Source organism: Arthrobacter sp. zg-Y40 (assembly GCF_020731535.1).
Lineage (GTDB): Bacteria > Actinomycetota > Actinomycetes > Actinomycetales > Micrococcaceae > Arthrobacter_B.
Window position 1 is genome coordinate 49479 of sequence record NZ_JAJFZS010000012.1, and the last position, 15824, is coordinate 65302.

The following is a 15824-nucleotide window of genomic DNA, read 5'->3' on the forward strand; positions in this document are numbered from 1 at the left end:
TTCGGTAGTGTTCCCCTTTATTTACCCAAAAACAGATTGGTTGGGGTTTTGAAACTCGAACTCAAGGGCATCACCAAGCGTTTCGGCGCGCTGGTCGCCAATGACCACATTGATTTGGTGGTCGAACCGGGGCAGGTCCACAGCCTGCTCGGCGAAAACGGTGCGGGCAAGTCAACACTGATGAACGTGCTGTACGGCCTGTACGAGCCCACCGAGGGTGAAATCCTGGTGGACGGCCGCCCCGTCACCTTCAACGGTCCCGGTGACGCCATGGCCGCGGGCATCGGGATGGTGCACCAGCACTTTATGCTGGTGCCCGTCTTCACCGTGGCGGAAAACGTGGCCCTCGGCGACGAAAAGACAACGTTCGCCGGCATGCTGAACCTTGAACAGACCCGGCGCCGCATCCGTGAAATCTCCAACCAGTACGGGTTCGACGTTGATCCCGATGCCGTGGTGGAGGACCTGCCCGTAGGTGTGCAGCAGCGGGTGGAGATCATCAAGGCACTGATCCGCGAGGCCCGGGTCCTGATCCTGGATGAACCGACGGCGGTGCTGACGCCGCGTGAAACGGACGAACTGCTCGGCATCATGCGCCAGCTGACCGAAGACGGAAAGTCTGTCGTCTTTATTTCGCACAAGCTTCGCGAAGTGAAGGCAGTATCCGACGTCATTACGGTGATCCGCCGCGGCAAGGTGGTCGGCTCCGCCGAACCCACCGCTTCCACCACCGAACTGGCGTCCTTGATGGTCGGCCGGTCCGTGAGCCTGAACCTGAACAAGGAAGCGGCCAAGCCCGGCGAGGAAACCTTTGTGGTGGACAACCTTACGGTTGCTTCCGCCAGCGGACCCGCGGTATTGGACTCGGTAAGCTTCGGCATCCGGCGGGGCGAGATCCTTGCCTTGGCCGGTGTCCAGGGCAACGGCCAGACCGAACTGACCGAAGCGATCATGGGTCTGCAGGAACACGTCTCGGGTTCCATCCGCCTCAACGGTGAGGAACTGGTGGGACGCAAAACCCGCGACATCATCAGCGCCGGCGTCGGGTTTGTGCCCGAAGACCGCAACGTGGACGGCCTGGTGGGAACCTTCTCCGTGGCCGAGAACCTGATCCTGAACCGTTACGATTCGGAGCCCTTTGCACGCGGGCTGTCCCTGCGTCCGGCCGTGATCGAGCAGAACGCGGCCGAGAAGATCACCGAGTTCGACATCCGCACGCAGTCTGCGGATGCGGCAGCCGGCACGCTTTCGGGCGGCAACCAGCAGAAGGTCGTGATGGCGCGGGAACTGTCCCGCCCGCTGCAGCTTTTCATCGCCTCCCAGCCGACCCGCGGCGTGGATGTGGGATCCATCGAGTTCCTGCACCGCCGCATCATTTCCGAGCGCGACGTCGGCACTCCGGTGCTGATCGTGTCCACCGAACTAGATGAAGTCCTTGAACTGGCGGACCGGATTGCCGTGCTCTACGGCGGACGGCTGATGGGCATTGTCCCCGCCAACACCTCGCGTGACGTGCTGGGCCTGATGATGGCCGGCATGGACGCGGAAGAAGCAACAGCGCACCACACAGATTCCAAGGGAGGGGCCCAGTGAGCCCGGAGGATTCCACCACGCAGGACCCGCCGGGAGGCAGCAGCACAGACGCGGCCGTGTCCGCCCGGCTCGAAGCGGCGGCGGACACACCCGCCACGGCGGCAACACCACCCACCGTCCCGGCGAAGTCCCCGCGGGGCGACGACGGCGCAGCGCAGCAGTCGACCCTGCGGCGGGTGCTGTCCTCCCATGCCGTGGTCTCGGTTCTGTCCGTGCTGCTGGCACTGGTGGTGGGCGGCATCCTGATTGCCGCCACCGATGAGGAGGTGGGCGCCGCGGCGTCGTACTTCTTCTCCCGGCCCACGGACCTGCTTGCGGCGGCCTGGTCGGCTGCCTCGGGCGCCTATGTTGCCCTGTTCCAGGGCTCGGTCCTGAACTTCGAGGCAGAAACAACAGCCCGGTTCTTCTACCCGCTCACCCAGACCCTCACCGTGGCAACACCGCTGATCCTGGCCGGACTCGGCGTCGCCGTCGCTTTCCGGACGGGCCTGTTCAACATCGGTGCGCAGGGTCAGATCCTCATCGGCGCGGCCATGGCCGCCTGGGTGGGGTTCACCTTCCACCTGCCCGTTGGCCTGCACCTGCTGCTGGTCATTGTGGCCGGTATGCTCGGCGGGGCCATCTGGGCCGGTATCGCCGGTGCGCTGAAGGCCAAAACGGGCGCACACGAAGTGATCGTCACCATCATGCTCAACTACGTGGCAATCAACCTGGTGCTGTTCCTGCTCAGCACGCCCGCTTTCCAGCGCCCCGGGTCCTCTAACCCGATCAGCCCCCAGCTGGATGAGAACGCCATGTTCCCGCCGCTGCTGGGTGCCGGGTTCCGCCTGCACTGGGGTTTTGTCCTGGCTGTCCTGGCCACCGTGTTCATCTGGTGGCTGATGAACCGCTCCACGGTGGGCTTTGAGCTCAAGGCTGTGGGCGCCAATCCGTCTGCTGCCCGCAACGCCGGCATCAGCACCACCAAGGGCTACATCATTGTGATGCTCATTGCCGGTGCACTCTCCGGCCTGGCCGGCGTGGCACAGGTTTCCGGCACCGAGAAGGTACTGACCTCCGGCGTCGCCGCCAGCTTCGGCTTTGATGCCATCACCGTTGCCCTGCTGGGCCGCTCCAGCCCCTGGGGAACCTTCGCAGCCGGCGTGCTGTTCGGCGCCTTCCGGGCCGGCGGCGTGAACATGCAGACCAACACCGGAACCAGCATCGACATTGTCCTGGTGGTGCAGTCCCTGATCGTCCTGTTCATTGCGGCCCCGCCGCTGGTACGGTCCCTGTTCCGCATCCCCGCACCCGGAGCGTTCAAGACCTCCGGCAAGCGCAGAACCCCCAAAACCGAGTCCGCCGGAGGCGCAGCATGAGTACCGCAACAACGCTCCCGGCCCCCGGGACGGCTGCCGTCGCAACCGTCCGCAGCTGGAAGACCCCCATCATCCTGATTGTCCTGGCGCTGCTGGGACTGGCCGTCTTCGCCCTCGGCGCTCCGTCCACTGACGTGACCTTCCGGCTTTCCGATCCAGGGGAAGCCATCGTGCTCCCCTCGGTGGTGGTTTCCGCGCCCCTGGTGGGCTGGCTTACGGCCGTAGTGATGATCGCCGCCGCTGCATGGGCCTTTATGCTCACCCGCCGCGGAGACCGGGTGCCGGTATGGCTGGTCGCCGTCTTCGGCCTGGCTTTCGTCATCGGCTTCCTGACCTGGGTGGTGGGCAGTGCAGACACCCCCAACGTGGCCCTGTACGGCCTGCTCGCAGGCTCCTTCGCCCTGTCCATCCCGCTGATCTTCGGTTCGCTCTCCGGCGTGCTGTGCGAACGCTCCGGCGTGGTGAACATTGCCATTGAAGGCCAGTTGCTCTTCGGCGCCTTCGCTGCCGCCGTGGCGGGATCACTCTCCGGCAGTGCCTTCGTGGGGCTCTTCGCCGCTGCCGTGGCCGGTGCCCTGGTATCGCTGGTGCTGGCAGTGTTCAGCATCAAGTACCTGGTCAACCAGGTCATTGTGGGCGTGGTGCTCAACGTGCTCGTTTCGGGCCTCACGGGCTTCCTGTTCTCCACGCTGCTGTCCTCGGACGCGGCCAAGTGGAACAGCCCGCCGTCGCTGCCGCCCATCCGGATCCCGCTGCTGGCGGATATTCCGATCATCGGGCCGATCCTGTTCAACCAGTCGATCGTCGGCTACCTCATGTACATCGCCCTGGCCGCTGTCTACTTCGGTCTGTTCCACTCCAAGTGGGGCCTGCGGACCCGGGCCGTCGGGGAGCACCCCAAGGCGGCTGACACCCTGGGTGTCAACGTGAACCGCACGCGCTTCCTGAACGTGCTGCTGGCCGGAGTGGTCGCCGGCGTCGGTGGCGCCTTCTTCACCCTGGTCTCGGTCTCCGCCTTCAACCGCGATATGACCGGCGGGCAGGGCTACATTGCGCTGGCCGCCCTCATCCTGGGCCGCTGGAACCCGCTCGGCGCCCTGCTGGCCGCCCTGCTGTTCGGCTTCGCCACCAACCTGCAGTACGTCCTGAGCCTGCTGGGGACCTCGGTTCCCAACCAGTTCCTGGCGATGCTGCCCTACGTGGTGACGATCTTCGCCGTGGCCGGTGTGGTGGGCAAGTCCCGGGCACCCGCGGCCAGCGGCGTGCCGTACGTCAAGGAATAAGAAACAAAAGAGGCGGGCGGTCTGCGGGCCGCCCGCCACTAGCTAGGACCTGTTATGACCACTGAAGAACCCCTGGGCACGGACGTGAACTGGGATGCGCTGCTGGATGCCGCCCGTGCGGCGCTGGCCCATGCCTACGTGCCCTACTCCCAATACCCGGTGGGCGCTGCTGCGCTTACCGACGACGGCCGGATTGTTTCCGGCTGCAATGTTGAAAATGCCTCGTACGGGCTGACCCTGTGTGCGGAATGTTCCTTGATCAGCCAGCTGCGCATGACCGGGGGAGGACGCCTTACGGCGTTTGCCTGCGTTGACGGCTCCGGGGCGGTCCTGATGCCCTGCGGACGGTGCCGGCAGCTGCTCTATGAATTCCGGGCGCCGGGCATGGCACTGATGACAGTAAGCGGCATCCGCAGCATGGACGAAGTCCTGCCGGATGCTTTTGGACCGCAGCACCTGGGAGGCCAGCATGAACAGTAACAACTTCGACGCCGTAGATATCATTCGCACCAAACGGGACCGCGGGGTGCTTTCAGCCGAACAGATCGACTGGACCATTGACGCGTACACCCGCGGAACCATTGCCGATGAGCAGATGGCCGCGCTGAACATGGCGATCCTGCTCAACGGCATGAACCGGGAAGAGATTTTCCGCTGGACCGCGGCCATGATCGCCTCCGGGGAACGGATGGACTTCTCCTCCCTGGGCAAACCGACCGCGGACAAGCACTCCACCGGCGGCGTGGGGGATAAGATCACCCTTCCGCTGGCACCGCTGGTTGCCGTGTTCGGCGTGGCCGTTCCGCAGCTCTCCGGCCGCGGACTGGGCCACACCGGCGGCACGCTGGACAAGCTCGAGGCCATCCCCGGCTGGCAGGCATCGCTGAGCAACGGCGCCCTGATGAACCAGCTGCGCGACGTCGGCGCCGTCATCTGCGCTGCCGGCGCAGGCCTGGCCCCTGCCGACAAGAAGCTGTACTCACTGCGCGATGTCACCGGAACCGTGGAGGCCATTCCGCTGATCGCTTCCTCGATCATGAGCAAGAAGATCGCCGAAGGCACCGACTCGCTGGTGCTGGACGTCAAGGTGGGCTCCGGCGCCTTCATGAAGGACGAAGCCATGGCCCGCGAACTGGCCGAGACCATGGTGGCACTGGGCAAGGACGCCGGGGTCGACACAGTGGCTCTGCTCACCGACATGTCCACGCCGCTGGGGCTCACAGCCGGAAACGCCATTGAGGTTCAGGAGTCCGTGGACGTCCTGGCCGGCGGCGGCCCGGAGGACGTGGTGGAACTGACCATCCGGCTCGCCGAGGAGATGCTCAGTGCCGCCGGAGTGCACGACGCCGATCCCGCCGCCGCACTGCGCGACGGCCGGGCCATGGACGTCTGGCGGAAGATGATCAGCGCCCAGGGCGGGGATCCGGATGCGAAGCTGCCCGTCGCGAAGGAATCCGAGACCGTCTACGCTCCGGCCGACGGCGTGCTGGTGGAACTGGACGCGCTCTCCGTTGGCGTAGCCGCGTGGCGGCTGGGCGCAGGACGGGCACGAAAGGAAGACGTGGTCCAGGCCGGTGCCGGCGTGGTGATGCACGCCAAGCCCGGTGCTGTGGTCCGTGCCGGCGAGCCGCTGATGACGCTGCTGACCGACACCCCGGAGAAGTTCGACCGGGCTAAGGAAGCGCTGGCGGACGCCGTCGTTATTGCGCCGGAAGGCTCCCGCCCGGCGCGCAAGCTGATCCTGGACCGGATCAGCTAGTTTCCCCGGGCCCTGTGGGGCCCTGTGGGGCCCTCGCGGGGCCCGGAACGGCGGCAACGAAATTTCCTGCTCGCAGAGCTCGCAGAAAATATTGAAGCCGCCTTCCTCCGGACCCCGCGTGGGCCCGCCTTCCTCCGGACCCCGCGTGGGCCCGCCTTCCTCCGGACCCCGCGTGGGCCGGCCTTCCTCCGGACCCTCCGGGGCCCGCGTCTCACCAGTTCCAGCCTCTAACAGTGCCCGCGGCGGTTCGCCGCGGGCACTGGTGCGTCCGTGGCATGCTTGTAAGGGACGCCGGACAGTCAACCCAAGGAGCGGCAACTGTTGGAGATTTTTAGTGCCACGGTGGATAACATCAACGCCTTCATCCTCTCCTCTGCGGGGTCGCCATGGGTCTATGTGGGGCTTTTCGCGTGTTGCCTGATCGACGGGTTTTTCCCGCCGGTGCCCAGCGAATCCCTGGTGGTGGCACTGGCCTCGCTGGCCGCCGGCGGTGCCGGGGCGAACATCTGGCTGGTCATCCCGGCAGCGGCGCTGGGCGCTTTCCTGGGGGACAACCTGGCGTACCTGATTGGACGCTGGATCGGCACCGAACGCTTCGGCTGGATGCGCCGGCCCAAAATGCGGAAGTCCTTCGCCTGGGCCCGATACGAGCTGGACAAGCGCTCCGTGTCCCTGATCCTCGTGGCACGCTTCATCCCCGTAGGCCGGGTAGTAGTTAACCTCACTGCCGGCGCCACCGGATTCCCGCGGCGCCGCTTCGTGACGTTGACCGGCATTTCGGGTGTTGTATGGGCCGCCTACAGCGTCGCCATTGGAGCCATCGCGGGTGCATGGTTCGACGAACACCACCTGCTGGGCGTCGTCGTAGGGGTCTGCGGGGCGCTGGTCCTGGGCCTGATTGTGGACCGGCTCATCAGCATGGTCCGAGGCAAGACCCCGGCTGCCGTCCCTCCCGGCAAGGACGGCTTCTCCGCCGCGGGAGATGACGAAAAGACGCAGAAGGCCGCCTGAAACCCCGTAGAGTGACCGTGTGACTGAGCCTACAAATCCTCCTGCCAACACTTCCCGCCTCGACGTCCGCAGCCTGCCGAAGGTGTCGCTGCATGACCACTTGGACGGCGGACTCCGTCCGGCCACCATCGTGGAACTCGCCGCCGCCGTCGGCCATGCACTGCCGGCCACCGACCCCGCCGAGCTGGGCGAATGGTTCCGTGCCGCAGCCGATTCCGGCTCGCTGCCGCGTTACCTGGAAACCTTCGACCACACCATTGCCGTGATGCAGACGCGCGACGGGCTCTCCCGCGTGGCCCGCGAATTCGTCGAGGACCTGGTGGCCGACGGCGTGGTTTACGCCGAAGTGCGGTGGGCGCCGGAACAGCATGTGCAGGGCGGCCTGAGCCTTGACGACGCCGTGGAGGCCGTGCAGGCCGGAATCGACGAGGCCGTCGCCAACGCTGAGCAAGCAGGCAGCTTCATCCAGGTCGGGCAGCTGATCACCGCCATGCGGCATGCCGACCGGGCCATGGAAATTGCCGAACTGGCGCTGCGGCACCGCGACTCGGGGGCCGTGGGCTTCGACATTGCCGGTCCCGAAGACGGCTTCGGCCCCTCACGTTTCAAGGACGCATTCACGTTCCTGGCCGAACACCAGTTCCCCATCACCGTGCACGCTGGCGAGGCGGCCGGCATAGAGAGCATTGTGGATGCACTGGTGCACGGCCGCGCCCTGCGGCTGGGCCACGGCGTGCGGATCGCTGAAGACATTGACGTGGAATTCGACACCGACGCCGGTTCCCCCGAAGAGCCCGAGGTTGGCCTGGTCAGCATGGGCCGGGTGGCTTCCTGGGTCCGGGACCGCGGCATTGCCCTGGAAGTATGCCCGTCCTCGAACCTGCAGACAGGTGCGGTGGCTTCCTTCGGCGAGGACATTGAAACCCACCCCATCGACCTGCTGTACCAGACGGGCTTCGCCGTCACGGTCAACACGGACAACCGGCTGATGAGTTCGGTCACGCTGACCGGCGAGTTCGAGCTGCTGATGGAGACGTTCGAGTACGACCTGGATGACATCCTGGAACTGACCATGAACGCCGTCAACGCTGCCTTCCTGCCGCTGGATGAACGCGCCGCGCTGTCCGCCTACGTCACCGAGGGTTTCAACCGCGCCCGTGGCTGAACTTCCCCTTCCCGATGACCTCGGCGAGCGGTTCACCCGCCTCGCCGGGGTCATCGCCGCCCTGCGTGAGCGTTGCCCCTGGACCCGGGAACTGACGCACGAGTCGCTGCTGGAATACCTCGTGGAGGAAACCTACGAGCTCATTGAGGCGGTGGAAGGCGGAACCGCAGGTCCCGTCCGGGCCGCCGAACTGCGCGGGGAACTGGGGGATGTGCTGCTGCAGGTGATGCTGCACGCGCGCCTGCAGCAGGAAACCGGCAGCTTCTCCGTGGCCGACGTGGTGGACGGGCTCACCGCCAAGATGATCCGCCGCAACCCGCACGTGTTCGCGGCTGACGGCAGCGTCCTGCCCGACACCGGCGGGCAGCCGTCGCTGGCCGCAATTGAACAGGCCTGGGACGATGTGAAAAAGGCCGAAACCCCGGACCGCAGCTCGGCTTTCGAGGGCATTCCGGCCGGCTTGCCCGCCCTGGTGCTGGCCGCAAAAACCCTCTCGCGGGCCCGCCGTGCCGGACTGCCCCTGCCGCCGTCCGGCACTGGAGAAGGATTCTCCGACGACGCCGCGCTGGGCGACGCGCTGCTCTCACTGGTGCGCCGGGCTTCCGAGCAGGGGCTGGACGCCGAGGCTGCGCTGCGGGCCGCAGTGCGGCGCTACACTACCGCCAGCACCGGCGCTGAAACCGGCCTCGAAACGGGCGCCGAAACAGCTGCTGACGGGGAGATTTCGGGCTGATCCGGGACACTGGTTGGGGCATATTGGCCTGCCGGGCCTTACCCGGGGCCGCGATTCTATTAGGCTAAGAGACAGACACTGCGGCGTGCTGCCCACGCAGCACCGCGGTTTTCTCCCCAATCGTTCCAATGAACAGGAGCAATTCAATGGCCATCATCGATGCCATCCACGCCCGCGAAATCCTCGATTCCCGCGGCAACCCCACCGTTGAGGTGGAGGTGCTGCTCGACGACGACACCTTCGGCCGCGCCGCGGTACCCTCCGGTGCCTCCACGGGTGCCTTCGAAGCCAACGAACGCCGCGACGGTGAGAAGAACCGCTACCAGGGCAAGGGCGTGCTGCAGGCCGTCGAAGCCGTGATCGAGCAGATCCAGCCGGCCCTGCTGGGCTTCGACGCCGCCGACCAGCGTGCCATCGACCAGGCCATGATTGACCTGGACGGCACCGAGAACAAGTCCGGGCTCGGCGCCAACGCCATCCTCGGCGTCTCCCTGGCCGTGGCCCGTGCCGCCGCCGAATCCGCTGCCCTGCCGCTGTACCGCTACCTCGGCGGCCCCAACGCGCACATCCTGCCCGTCCCGCTGATGAACATCCTCAACGGGGGCTCGCACGCCGACTCCGACGTCGACATCCAGGAATTCATGATTGTTCCCCTGGGCGCGCAGACCTACTCCGAGGGCCTGCGCTGGGGCGTGGAGGTCTACCACAACCTCAAGTCCGTGCTGAAGGAAAAGAACCTCTCCACCGGCCTGGGCGACGAAGGCGGCTTTGCGCCGAACCTGCCCTCCAACCGCGCTGCACTGGACCTGATCATCGAAGCGATCCAGCGCGCCGGCTACGTACCGGGCACCGACATCGCCCTGGCACTGGACGTGGCAGCCTCCGAGTTCTTCAAGGACGGCGCTTACCTCTTCGAGGGGCAGAACAAGACCGCGGCCGAGATGTCCGCGTACTACGAGGAACTGGTCCGCGACTACCCGCTGGTCTCCATTGAGGATCCGCTGGACGAGGAAGACTGGGACGGCTGGAAGACCCTGACCGCTTCCATCGGCGACAAGGTGCAGATTGTTGGTGACGACCTCTTCGTCACCAACCCCGCCCGCCTGGAAACCGGCATCAAGAACAACGCGGCAAACTCGCTGCTGGTGAAGGTCAACCAGATCGGTACCCTGACCGAGACCCTGGATGCCATCACCATGGCCCAGCGTGCCGGTTACACCACCATCACCTCGCACCGCTCGGGTGAGACGGAAGACACCACCATCGCCGACATCTGCGTCGCCACCAACGCCGGGCAGATCAAGACCGGCGCTCCGGCCCGCTCCGAGCGTGTGGCCAAGTACAACCAGCTGCTGCGCATCGAAGAAGAGCTCGACGACGCCGCACGCTATGCAGGCCGCAGCGCTTTCCCGCGCTTCAACGGCTAGCAGCTGCGCACCAGCCGCCTGCAGACCCGATTCCGGGCCTGCAGGCGTTGCGTGGACGGCCCGGACACTGCGGGTGGGTACCCTCGAAGGAGGAACCCGCCCGCGGTGGTTTCCGGGCCGGTTTTTTATGCTGGCGCAGGATCCGCAGCATCGACATACTCCAAGGACTCAGAACGCATGTCAACGCGACGCCCCCAGGTGCCCAGGCCCCCGGCCCCCGTCCGGACCGCCGGAGCGAAACCTGCTCCTGCAAAGTCTTCAGCCAAACCTGCCGCCGCGAAGGCTGCCGGCTCGAAACCCGCTGCCGCCAAGCCCGCTGCCGCCAAGCCTGCCGCCTCGAAACCCGCCGCCAAACCTGCAACGCAGCGCAAGCCCTCCGCGTCAGATGCCCGGGCTGCCGCGCGTTCCCAGCTCTCCGGAGCGATCCGCCGTCAGGCCGGGGACGTGCAGAAGGAGAAAAACGCGGCGCCGGTTGCCGCTGACGAAGAGCTGCGGCCGGTCCCGGCCAAGGCCTTCTCCGGCCGGTTGCTGGTGCTGGCCATGGTCATGGTGGCCATCACCGTGCTGCTGGCTCCCTCGGTCCGCACCTATCTGCAGCAGCGTTCAGACATCGCCGCAGCCAGGGCCGAAATTGCCCAGGCGCAGGAAAAGCAGTCGGAGCTGGAAGTCCAGCTGGGCCGCTGGGAGGACCCGGCCTACATCAAGCAGCAGGCGAGGGACCGGATTTTCCTGGTGATGCCGGGGGAGAAGCGGTACCTGGTCAAGGGCGAAAACGGCGTGGAGGAAGCTGAAGCGAAAGCGGCCGAGGAGGAGCCTGAAGACCTCCAGTGGGTCGATTCGCTGTGGGACTCGGTCAAGAGATCGGCCACGGCACAGTAATCTGGAGGCTGATAGAACAGCAGCCCGGGGCCCGTCGCGGCCCCCACGGAAGGAACTTCTGAGCATGACGCAGGACCAGCTCGCCCCCACCCAGGAAGACCTGGAAACGCTGAGCAGGCAGCTCGGCCGGCCGGTGCGCGACGTCGTCGAGATCGGTGCCCGCTGCGTCTGCGGCAACCCCCTGGTGGCCACCACCGCGCCGCGGCTGAGCAACGGCATTCCCTTCCCCACCACGTACTACCTCACGCACCCGGTGATCACCGCCGCCGTCTCCCGGCTCGAAGCTGCGGGCCTGATGACGGACATGACCCGCCGGCTCGAAGACGATCCCGAGCTTGCACAGCGCTACCGCCGCGCGCACGAGCACTACCTGCAGGTGCGCAACGAAATCGGCGAACGCACGGGCACCGGACCGGTGCCGGAAATCGACGGGGTTTCCGCCGGCGGGATGCCCACCCGGGTCAAGTGCCTGCACGTGCTGGTGGGGCACTCCCTGGCCGCCGGGCCCGGCGTGAACCCGCTGGGCGATGAGGCGCTGGCCGCCATTTCCGAATGGTGGACAGCTGACCGGTGCTACTGCGAAGGTGCTTGGGACACTGCCGGAGCGGCTCCGGCCCGGGACCTGAGCCGTCACACCAAGACGCAGGGCCTGAGCCCGGAAGCGCTGGAAAGCAAAAAAGCGGCCCGCCGGCTGGGCGGCGGGGCAGCGGAAGAAGCCGCAACGAACGAGGGAGAACTGTGAGCGACCAGAACACCACCGGGAGTGTGCGGGTTGCCGCCGTTGACTGCGGCACCAATTCCATCCGCCTGCTGATCGCGGACATCACCCGGGACGCCGACGGCGCGGCCCGGCTTACCGACGTCGTGCGCCTGATGCGTGTGAACCGCCTGGGACAGGGGGTGGACGCCACCGGCCGGCTGGCCCCCGAAGCGCTGGAACGCACGTTCGCCGCGGCAGACGAATACGCCGCACTCATCCGCGAGCACGGTGCTGCCCGGATCCGTTTTGTGGCCACCTCAGCCAGCCGCGACGCTGAAAACCGGCAGGAATTCGTGGACGGCATCCGGGAGCGGCTCGGCGCGGAACCGGAAGTCATCAGCGGCGACGAGGAAGCCGAGCTCTCCTACACCGGTGCCGCCAGCGTTTTTGCCGGCAGCAACGGCGCCAAGACACTCGTGGTGGACCTGGGCGGCGGCAGCACCGAGTTTGTGCTCGGCGACAGCACCGGTGTCCTGGCGGCCAAGAGCACCAACATGGGCTGCGTGCGGTTCACCGAACGCTACCTGCTTTCCGACCCGCCCACTGAAGCGGAAATCGCCGGTGCGCGGGCCGAGATCCTGGACATGATCGCTTCCGCGCAGGCAACCGTCCCGCTGGCCGAAACCGACCGGCTGGTGGGTGTGGCCGGGACCATCACCACCGTCACCGCCGCAGCGCTGGACCTGGCGGAGTACGCGCCCGAAGCCATCCACGGCACAGAGCTCAGCAGGGAAGAAATCGACCGCACGGCGGATGCGCTGCTGCACCGGGACCGCGCCGCACGTACCGGCCTTCCGTACATGCACCCCGGCCGGGTCGACGTCATCGGGGCCGGTGCCCTGATCTGGCGCACCATTGTGGACCGCGTCGAAGAACTGACGGACGGCCGGGTATCTTCGGCGTTCGCCAGCGAACACGACATCCTTGACGGCATCGCCCTGAGCGTCGCCGGGTGAGCGCCGCAGCTGGGGCCACCGGCCGACGCAAAGCCGCCCGCCTCCGGACCACGGCCGCCGTGCTCGTGGCCGCCGTGGCGCTCCCGCTCCTGGCCGCCCCCGCCGCACAGGCCGATGAATGGCGGGACAAGCAGTACTGGCTTAACGACTACGGCATCACCGAGGCCTGGAAGACCACCAAGGGCGCCGGCGTCAAGGTAGCCGTCATCGACACGGGCGTGGACGCCAGCCATCCGGACCTTGCCGGAGCCGTTGCAGGCGGAACCGATGTTTCCGGAGCCGGCGACCCCAAGGGCGCCAAGGGCCTGGGCACCACGCCCGAGCACGGCACCCTGGTGGCGACGCTGCTGGCGGGGCGGGGCCACGAGAAGCCAGGCGAAGCAAAAGAGGGTGAAAAGAAGGAACGCACCGAAGGCATCATCGGCGTGGCACCGGAAGCCGAGCTCCTTGCGGTTTCCGCCTGGATCGGAGGCACCAATCCCGGCGGCGTCCCCATCGACACGCAAATCCCCAACGCTGTCCGCTGGGCCGTAGACAACGGCGCCAAGGTGATCAACATGTCCCTGGGCAGTACCTCAACTGCCTGGCCGGAAAGCTGGGACAACGCGTTCCTGTATGCCGAACAGCACGACGTCGTAGTGGTTGCGGCTGCCGGTAACCGCGGTGTGGGCATGGTCCAGGTGGGGGCTCCGGCCACCATCCCCGGTGTCCTGACCGTTGCCGGCCTGAACCGGCAGGGCGAGGCCAGTTGGGATTCCTCCTCCGAAGGCATCAGCATCGGCGTGGCCGCTCCGGCCGAGAAACTGATCGGCGGGCTGCCCGAAGGCACTGCGCGGTATGCCGACTGGGAGGGCACATCCGGAGCGGCTCCGCTGGTTGCCGGTGTTGCGGCACTGATCCGGTCCGCCCATCCCGAGATGAGCTCGGCCGACGTCGTAAACCGGATTGTCAGGACTGCCCGGGACGCAGGAGCGCCGGGCACCGATACCATCTACGGCTACGGCATCCTGGACGCCAACGCCGCGCTGAATGCCGAAGTACCCTCGGTTTCCGTCAACCCCCTGGGCACCATCGCCGAATGGATCCGGGTCCACCGCCGGGTGGCGGACGTGTCGCCGGGCACCGCAGACATTCCTGCCCCCACCGTGCCGGACCTGCCTGAACCGACTGTTCCGGCCGCGGCCGCACCTCCGGCCGAAAACAGTTCACTGCCCGCCGCCGTAGTGCTGGGATTCAGCGGGCTGCTGCTCGCGGTGCTCCTCGCCGGAACCGTACACGTTGCCATTGTCCGGCGCCGGCAAGCACGTTCCGAAGCGGGCGAAGCCACCGAATCCGGTTCCCTTGATGAAGTTGGTGTGAGCTAGCGAAAAACCCGATGTGCCGTTTGTCAAATAGTTCGTGAAGACTTTCACAAACTCGGGTAGGATTGGCGTATGGCATCGAACAAGCAGTTTTCTGATCGTCCCCGCGTTCTGGTGGTCGGCGGTGGTTACGTCGGTCTGTACGTAGCCAAAGACCTCCAGAAGAAGGTCAAGGCCCAGGGCGGCATTGTTACGGTAGTGGATCCGCTTCCGTACATGACGTACCAGCCGTTCCTTCCCGAAGTCGCCGCCGGCACCATTGAGGCCCGCGACGCCGTTGTATCCCACCGCATGCACCTGAAGAGCACCGAGCTGATCACCGGCAAGGTCACTTCCATCAACCATGCTGCCCGCACCGCCACGGTAGAGCCCGGCGACGGCAGTGAACCGTTTGAGCTGCCCTACCAGGACGTTGTCCTGGCCGCAGGCTCCATTACCCGCACCTTCCCGATCCCGGGCCTCGCGCAGGCCGGCATCGGCATGAAGAGCATCGAAGAAGCCGTCGGTACCCGCAACCACGTGCTGGAGCGCATTGAAACCGCCTCCCTGATGCCCGTCGGCCCGGAGCGCACACGCGCCCTGACCTTCGTCGTCGTCGGCGGCGGCTTTGCCGGTATCGAAACCCTGACCGAGATCGAAGACATGGCCCGCGACGCGGTCCGCCTCAACGACCGGCTCCGCCGCGAAGACCTCCGTTTCGTCATGATCGAGGCCATGGGCCGCGTTATGCCCGAGGTCAAGCCGGACCAGGCCGAGTGGGTTGTATCCAGCATGCGTGAGCGCGGCATCGAGGTGCTGCTGAACACCTCCCTGGCTTCCGCCGAGGACGGCGTCCTGAAGCTCATCAACATGGCTGACAAGTCCCCGGCCGGCGAATTCGGTACGGACACCCTGATCTGGACCGCCGGTGTGCAGGCCAACCCGATGGTGCGCGCCACCGATTTCCCGATCGACGAGCGCGGCCGTGTCCGCGCCAACGCCGAACTGCGCATCACCGGTGACAACGGACCCATCGACGGCGCCTGGGCTGCCGGCGACGTCTCCGCCGTCCCCGATCTCTCCGGCGGCGGTGTTGGTGGCTTCTGCGTCCCGAACGCACAGCATGCCGTCCGCCAGGCCAAGCTGCTGGCCAAGAACATCATGGCCGCCCGTTACGGCGTCGGCAGCGTCGAGGAATACAACCACAAGAGCCTGGGTGCCGTTGCCGGCCTTGGCCAGTACAAGGGCGTTGCCAACATCATGGGCTTCGGCATGAAGGGCTTCCCGGCCTGGCTGGCCCACCGCGGCTACCACGGCCTGGCCATGCCGATGTTCGAGCGCAAGTTCCGTGTGGTCTCGGGCTGGCTGCTGAACGTGGCCTACGGCCGCGATGTGACCGACCTGCGCAACCTCAAGCACCCGCGCCGGAGCTTCGAGGAAGCAGCAACTCCGGCCAAGAAGCCGGCAGTGAAGGCCTAGCTTTCAGCGTCACTTCATAAACCGCAGCGGCGGGCCCCCCCAGGGCGGGGCCCCGCGGCCCGGGTTGCCCCCCCCCCCCGC

Annotated in this window: 14 protein-coding genes; all 14 read left to right on the forward strand. The window is 66.6% G+C overall.

Annotated elements, in window-relative coordinates:
- Positions 1–48: 48 nt before the first annotated feature.
- On the forward strand, positions 49–1593 hold the full coding sequence (locus tag LJ754_RS13080; RefSeq protein WP_227926923.1) for an ABC transporter ATP-binding protein: 1545 nt from the start codon (positions 49–51) through the stop codon (positions 1591–1593).
- On the forward strand, positions 1590–2951 hold the full coding sequence (locus LJ754_RS13085) for an ABC transporter permease (protein WP_442860332.1): 1362 nt from the start codon (positions 1590–1592) through the stop codon (positions 2949–2951). The genes LJ754_RS13080 and LJ754_RS13085 overlap by 4 nt, the downstream gene beginning before the upstream one ends.
- Positions 2948–4234 (forward strand): ABC transporter permease, encoded by a 1287-nt coding sequence (locus LJ754_RS13090; RefSeq protein WP_227914220.1) that lies wholly within the window; start codon positions 2948–2950, stop codon positions 4232–4234. Before LJ754_RS13085 ends, LJ754_RS13090 begins: the two co-directional genes overlap by 4 nt.
- Positions 4235–4288: 54 nt before the next feature.
- On the forward strand, positions 4289–4714 hold the full coding sequence (locus tag LJ754_RS13095) for a cytidine deaminase (protein WP_227926924.1): 426 nt from the start codon (positions 4289–4291) through the stop codon (positions 4712–4714).
- Positions 4704–5993 (forward strand): thymidine phosphorylase, encoded by a 1290-nt coding sequence (locus LJ754_RS13100; protein WP_227926925.1) that lies wholly within the window; start codon positions 4704–4706, stop codon positions 5991–5993. Before LJ754_RS13095 ends, LJ754_RS13100 begins: the two co-directional genes overlap by 11 nt.
- A gap of 342 nt (positions 5994–6335) precedes the next feature.
- The gene (locus tag LJ754_RS13105) at positions 6336–7004 is read left to right on the forward strand and encodes a DedA family protein (RefSeq protein WP_227926938.1); all 669 of its coding nucleotides are present in this window, start codon (positions 6336–6338) and stop codon (positions 7002–7004) included.
- A 19-nt stretch (positions 7005–7023) separates the two neighbouring features.
- Positions 7024–8169 (forward strand): adenosine deaminase, encoded by a 1146-nt coding sequence (locus tag LJ754_RS13110; RefSeq protein ID WP_227926926.1) that lies wholly within the window; start codon positions 7024–7026, stop codon positions 8167–8169.
- The gene (locus tag LJ754_RS13115) at positions 8162–8902 is read left to right on the forward strand and encodes a MazG family protein (RefSeq protein ID WP_227926927.1); all 741 of its coding nucleotides are present in this window, start codon (positions 8162–8164) and stop codon (positions 8900–8902) included. The genes LJ754_RS13110 and LJ754_RS13115 overlap by 8 nt, the downstream gene beginning before the upstream one ends.
- 146 nt (positions 8903–9048) lie before the next feature.
- Positions 9049–10329 carry a phosphopyruvate hydratase gene (gene eno, locus LJ754_RS13120; RefSeq protein WP_227926928.1) on the forward strand — a complete coding sequence of 427 codons (1281 nt, stop codon included), beginning with the start codon at positions 9049–9051 and terminating at the stop codon, positions 10327–10329.
- 177 nt (positions 10330–10506) lie between these two features.
- Positions 10507–11208 (forward strand): FtsB family cell division protein, encoded by a 702-nt coding sequence (locus LJ754_RS13125; protein WP_227926929.1) that lies wholly within the window; start codon positions 10507–10509, stop codon positions 11206–11208.
- Between the two features lie 64 nt (positions 11209–11272).
- Entirely contained in the window at positions 11273–11950 is a 678-nt protein-coding gene (locus LJ754_RS13130; RefSeq protein WP_227926930.1) for a DUF501 domain-containing protein, read from the forward strand.
- Entirely contained in the window at positions 11947–12924 is a 978-nt protein-coding gene (locus tag LJ754_RS13135; protein ID WP_227926931.1) for a Ppx/GppA phosphatase family protein, read from the forward strand. The genes LJ754_RS13130 and LJ754_RS13135 overlap by 4 nt, the downstream gene beginning before the upstream one ends.
- Positions 12921–14288, forward strand: coding sequence for a S8 family serine peptidase (locus LJ754_RS13140; protein ID WP_227926932.1), 1368 nt, complete (start codon positions 12921–12923; stop codon positions 14286–14288). Before LJ754_RS13135 ends, LJ754_RS13140 begins: the two co-directional genes overlap by 4 nt.
- Positions 14289–14357: 69 nt before the next feature.
- Positions 14358–15743: an NAD(P)/FAD-dependent oxidoreductase gene (locus LJ754_RS13145; RefSeq protein WP_227914212.1), complete on the forward strand. Its 1386-nt coding sequence runs from the start codon at positions 14358–14360 to the stop codon at positions 15741–15743.
- Positions 15744–15824: the final 81 nt, after the last annotated feature.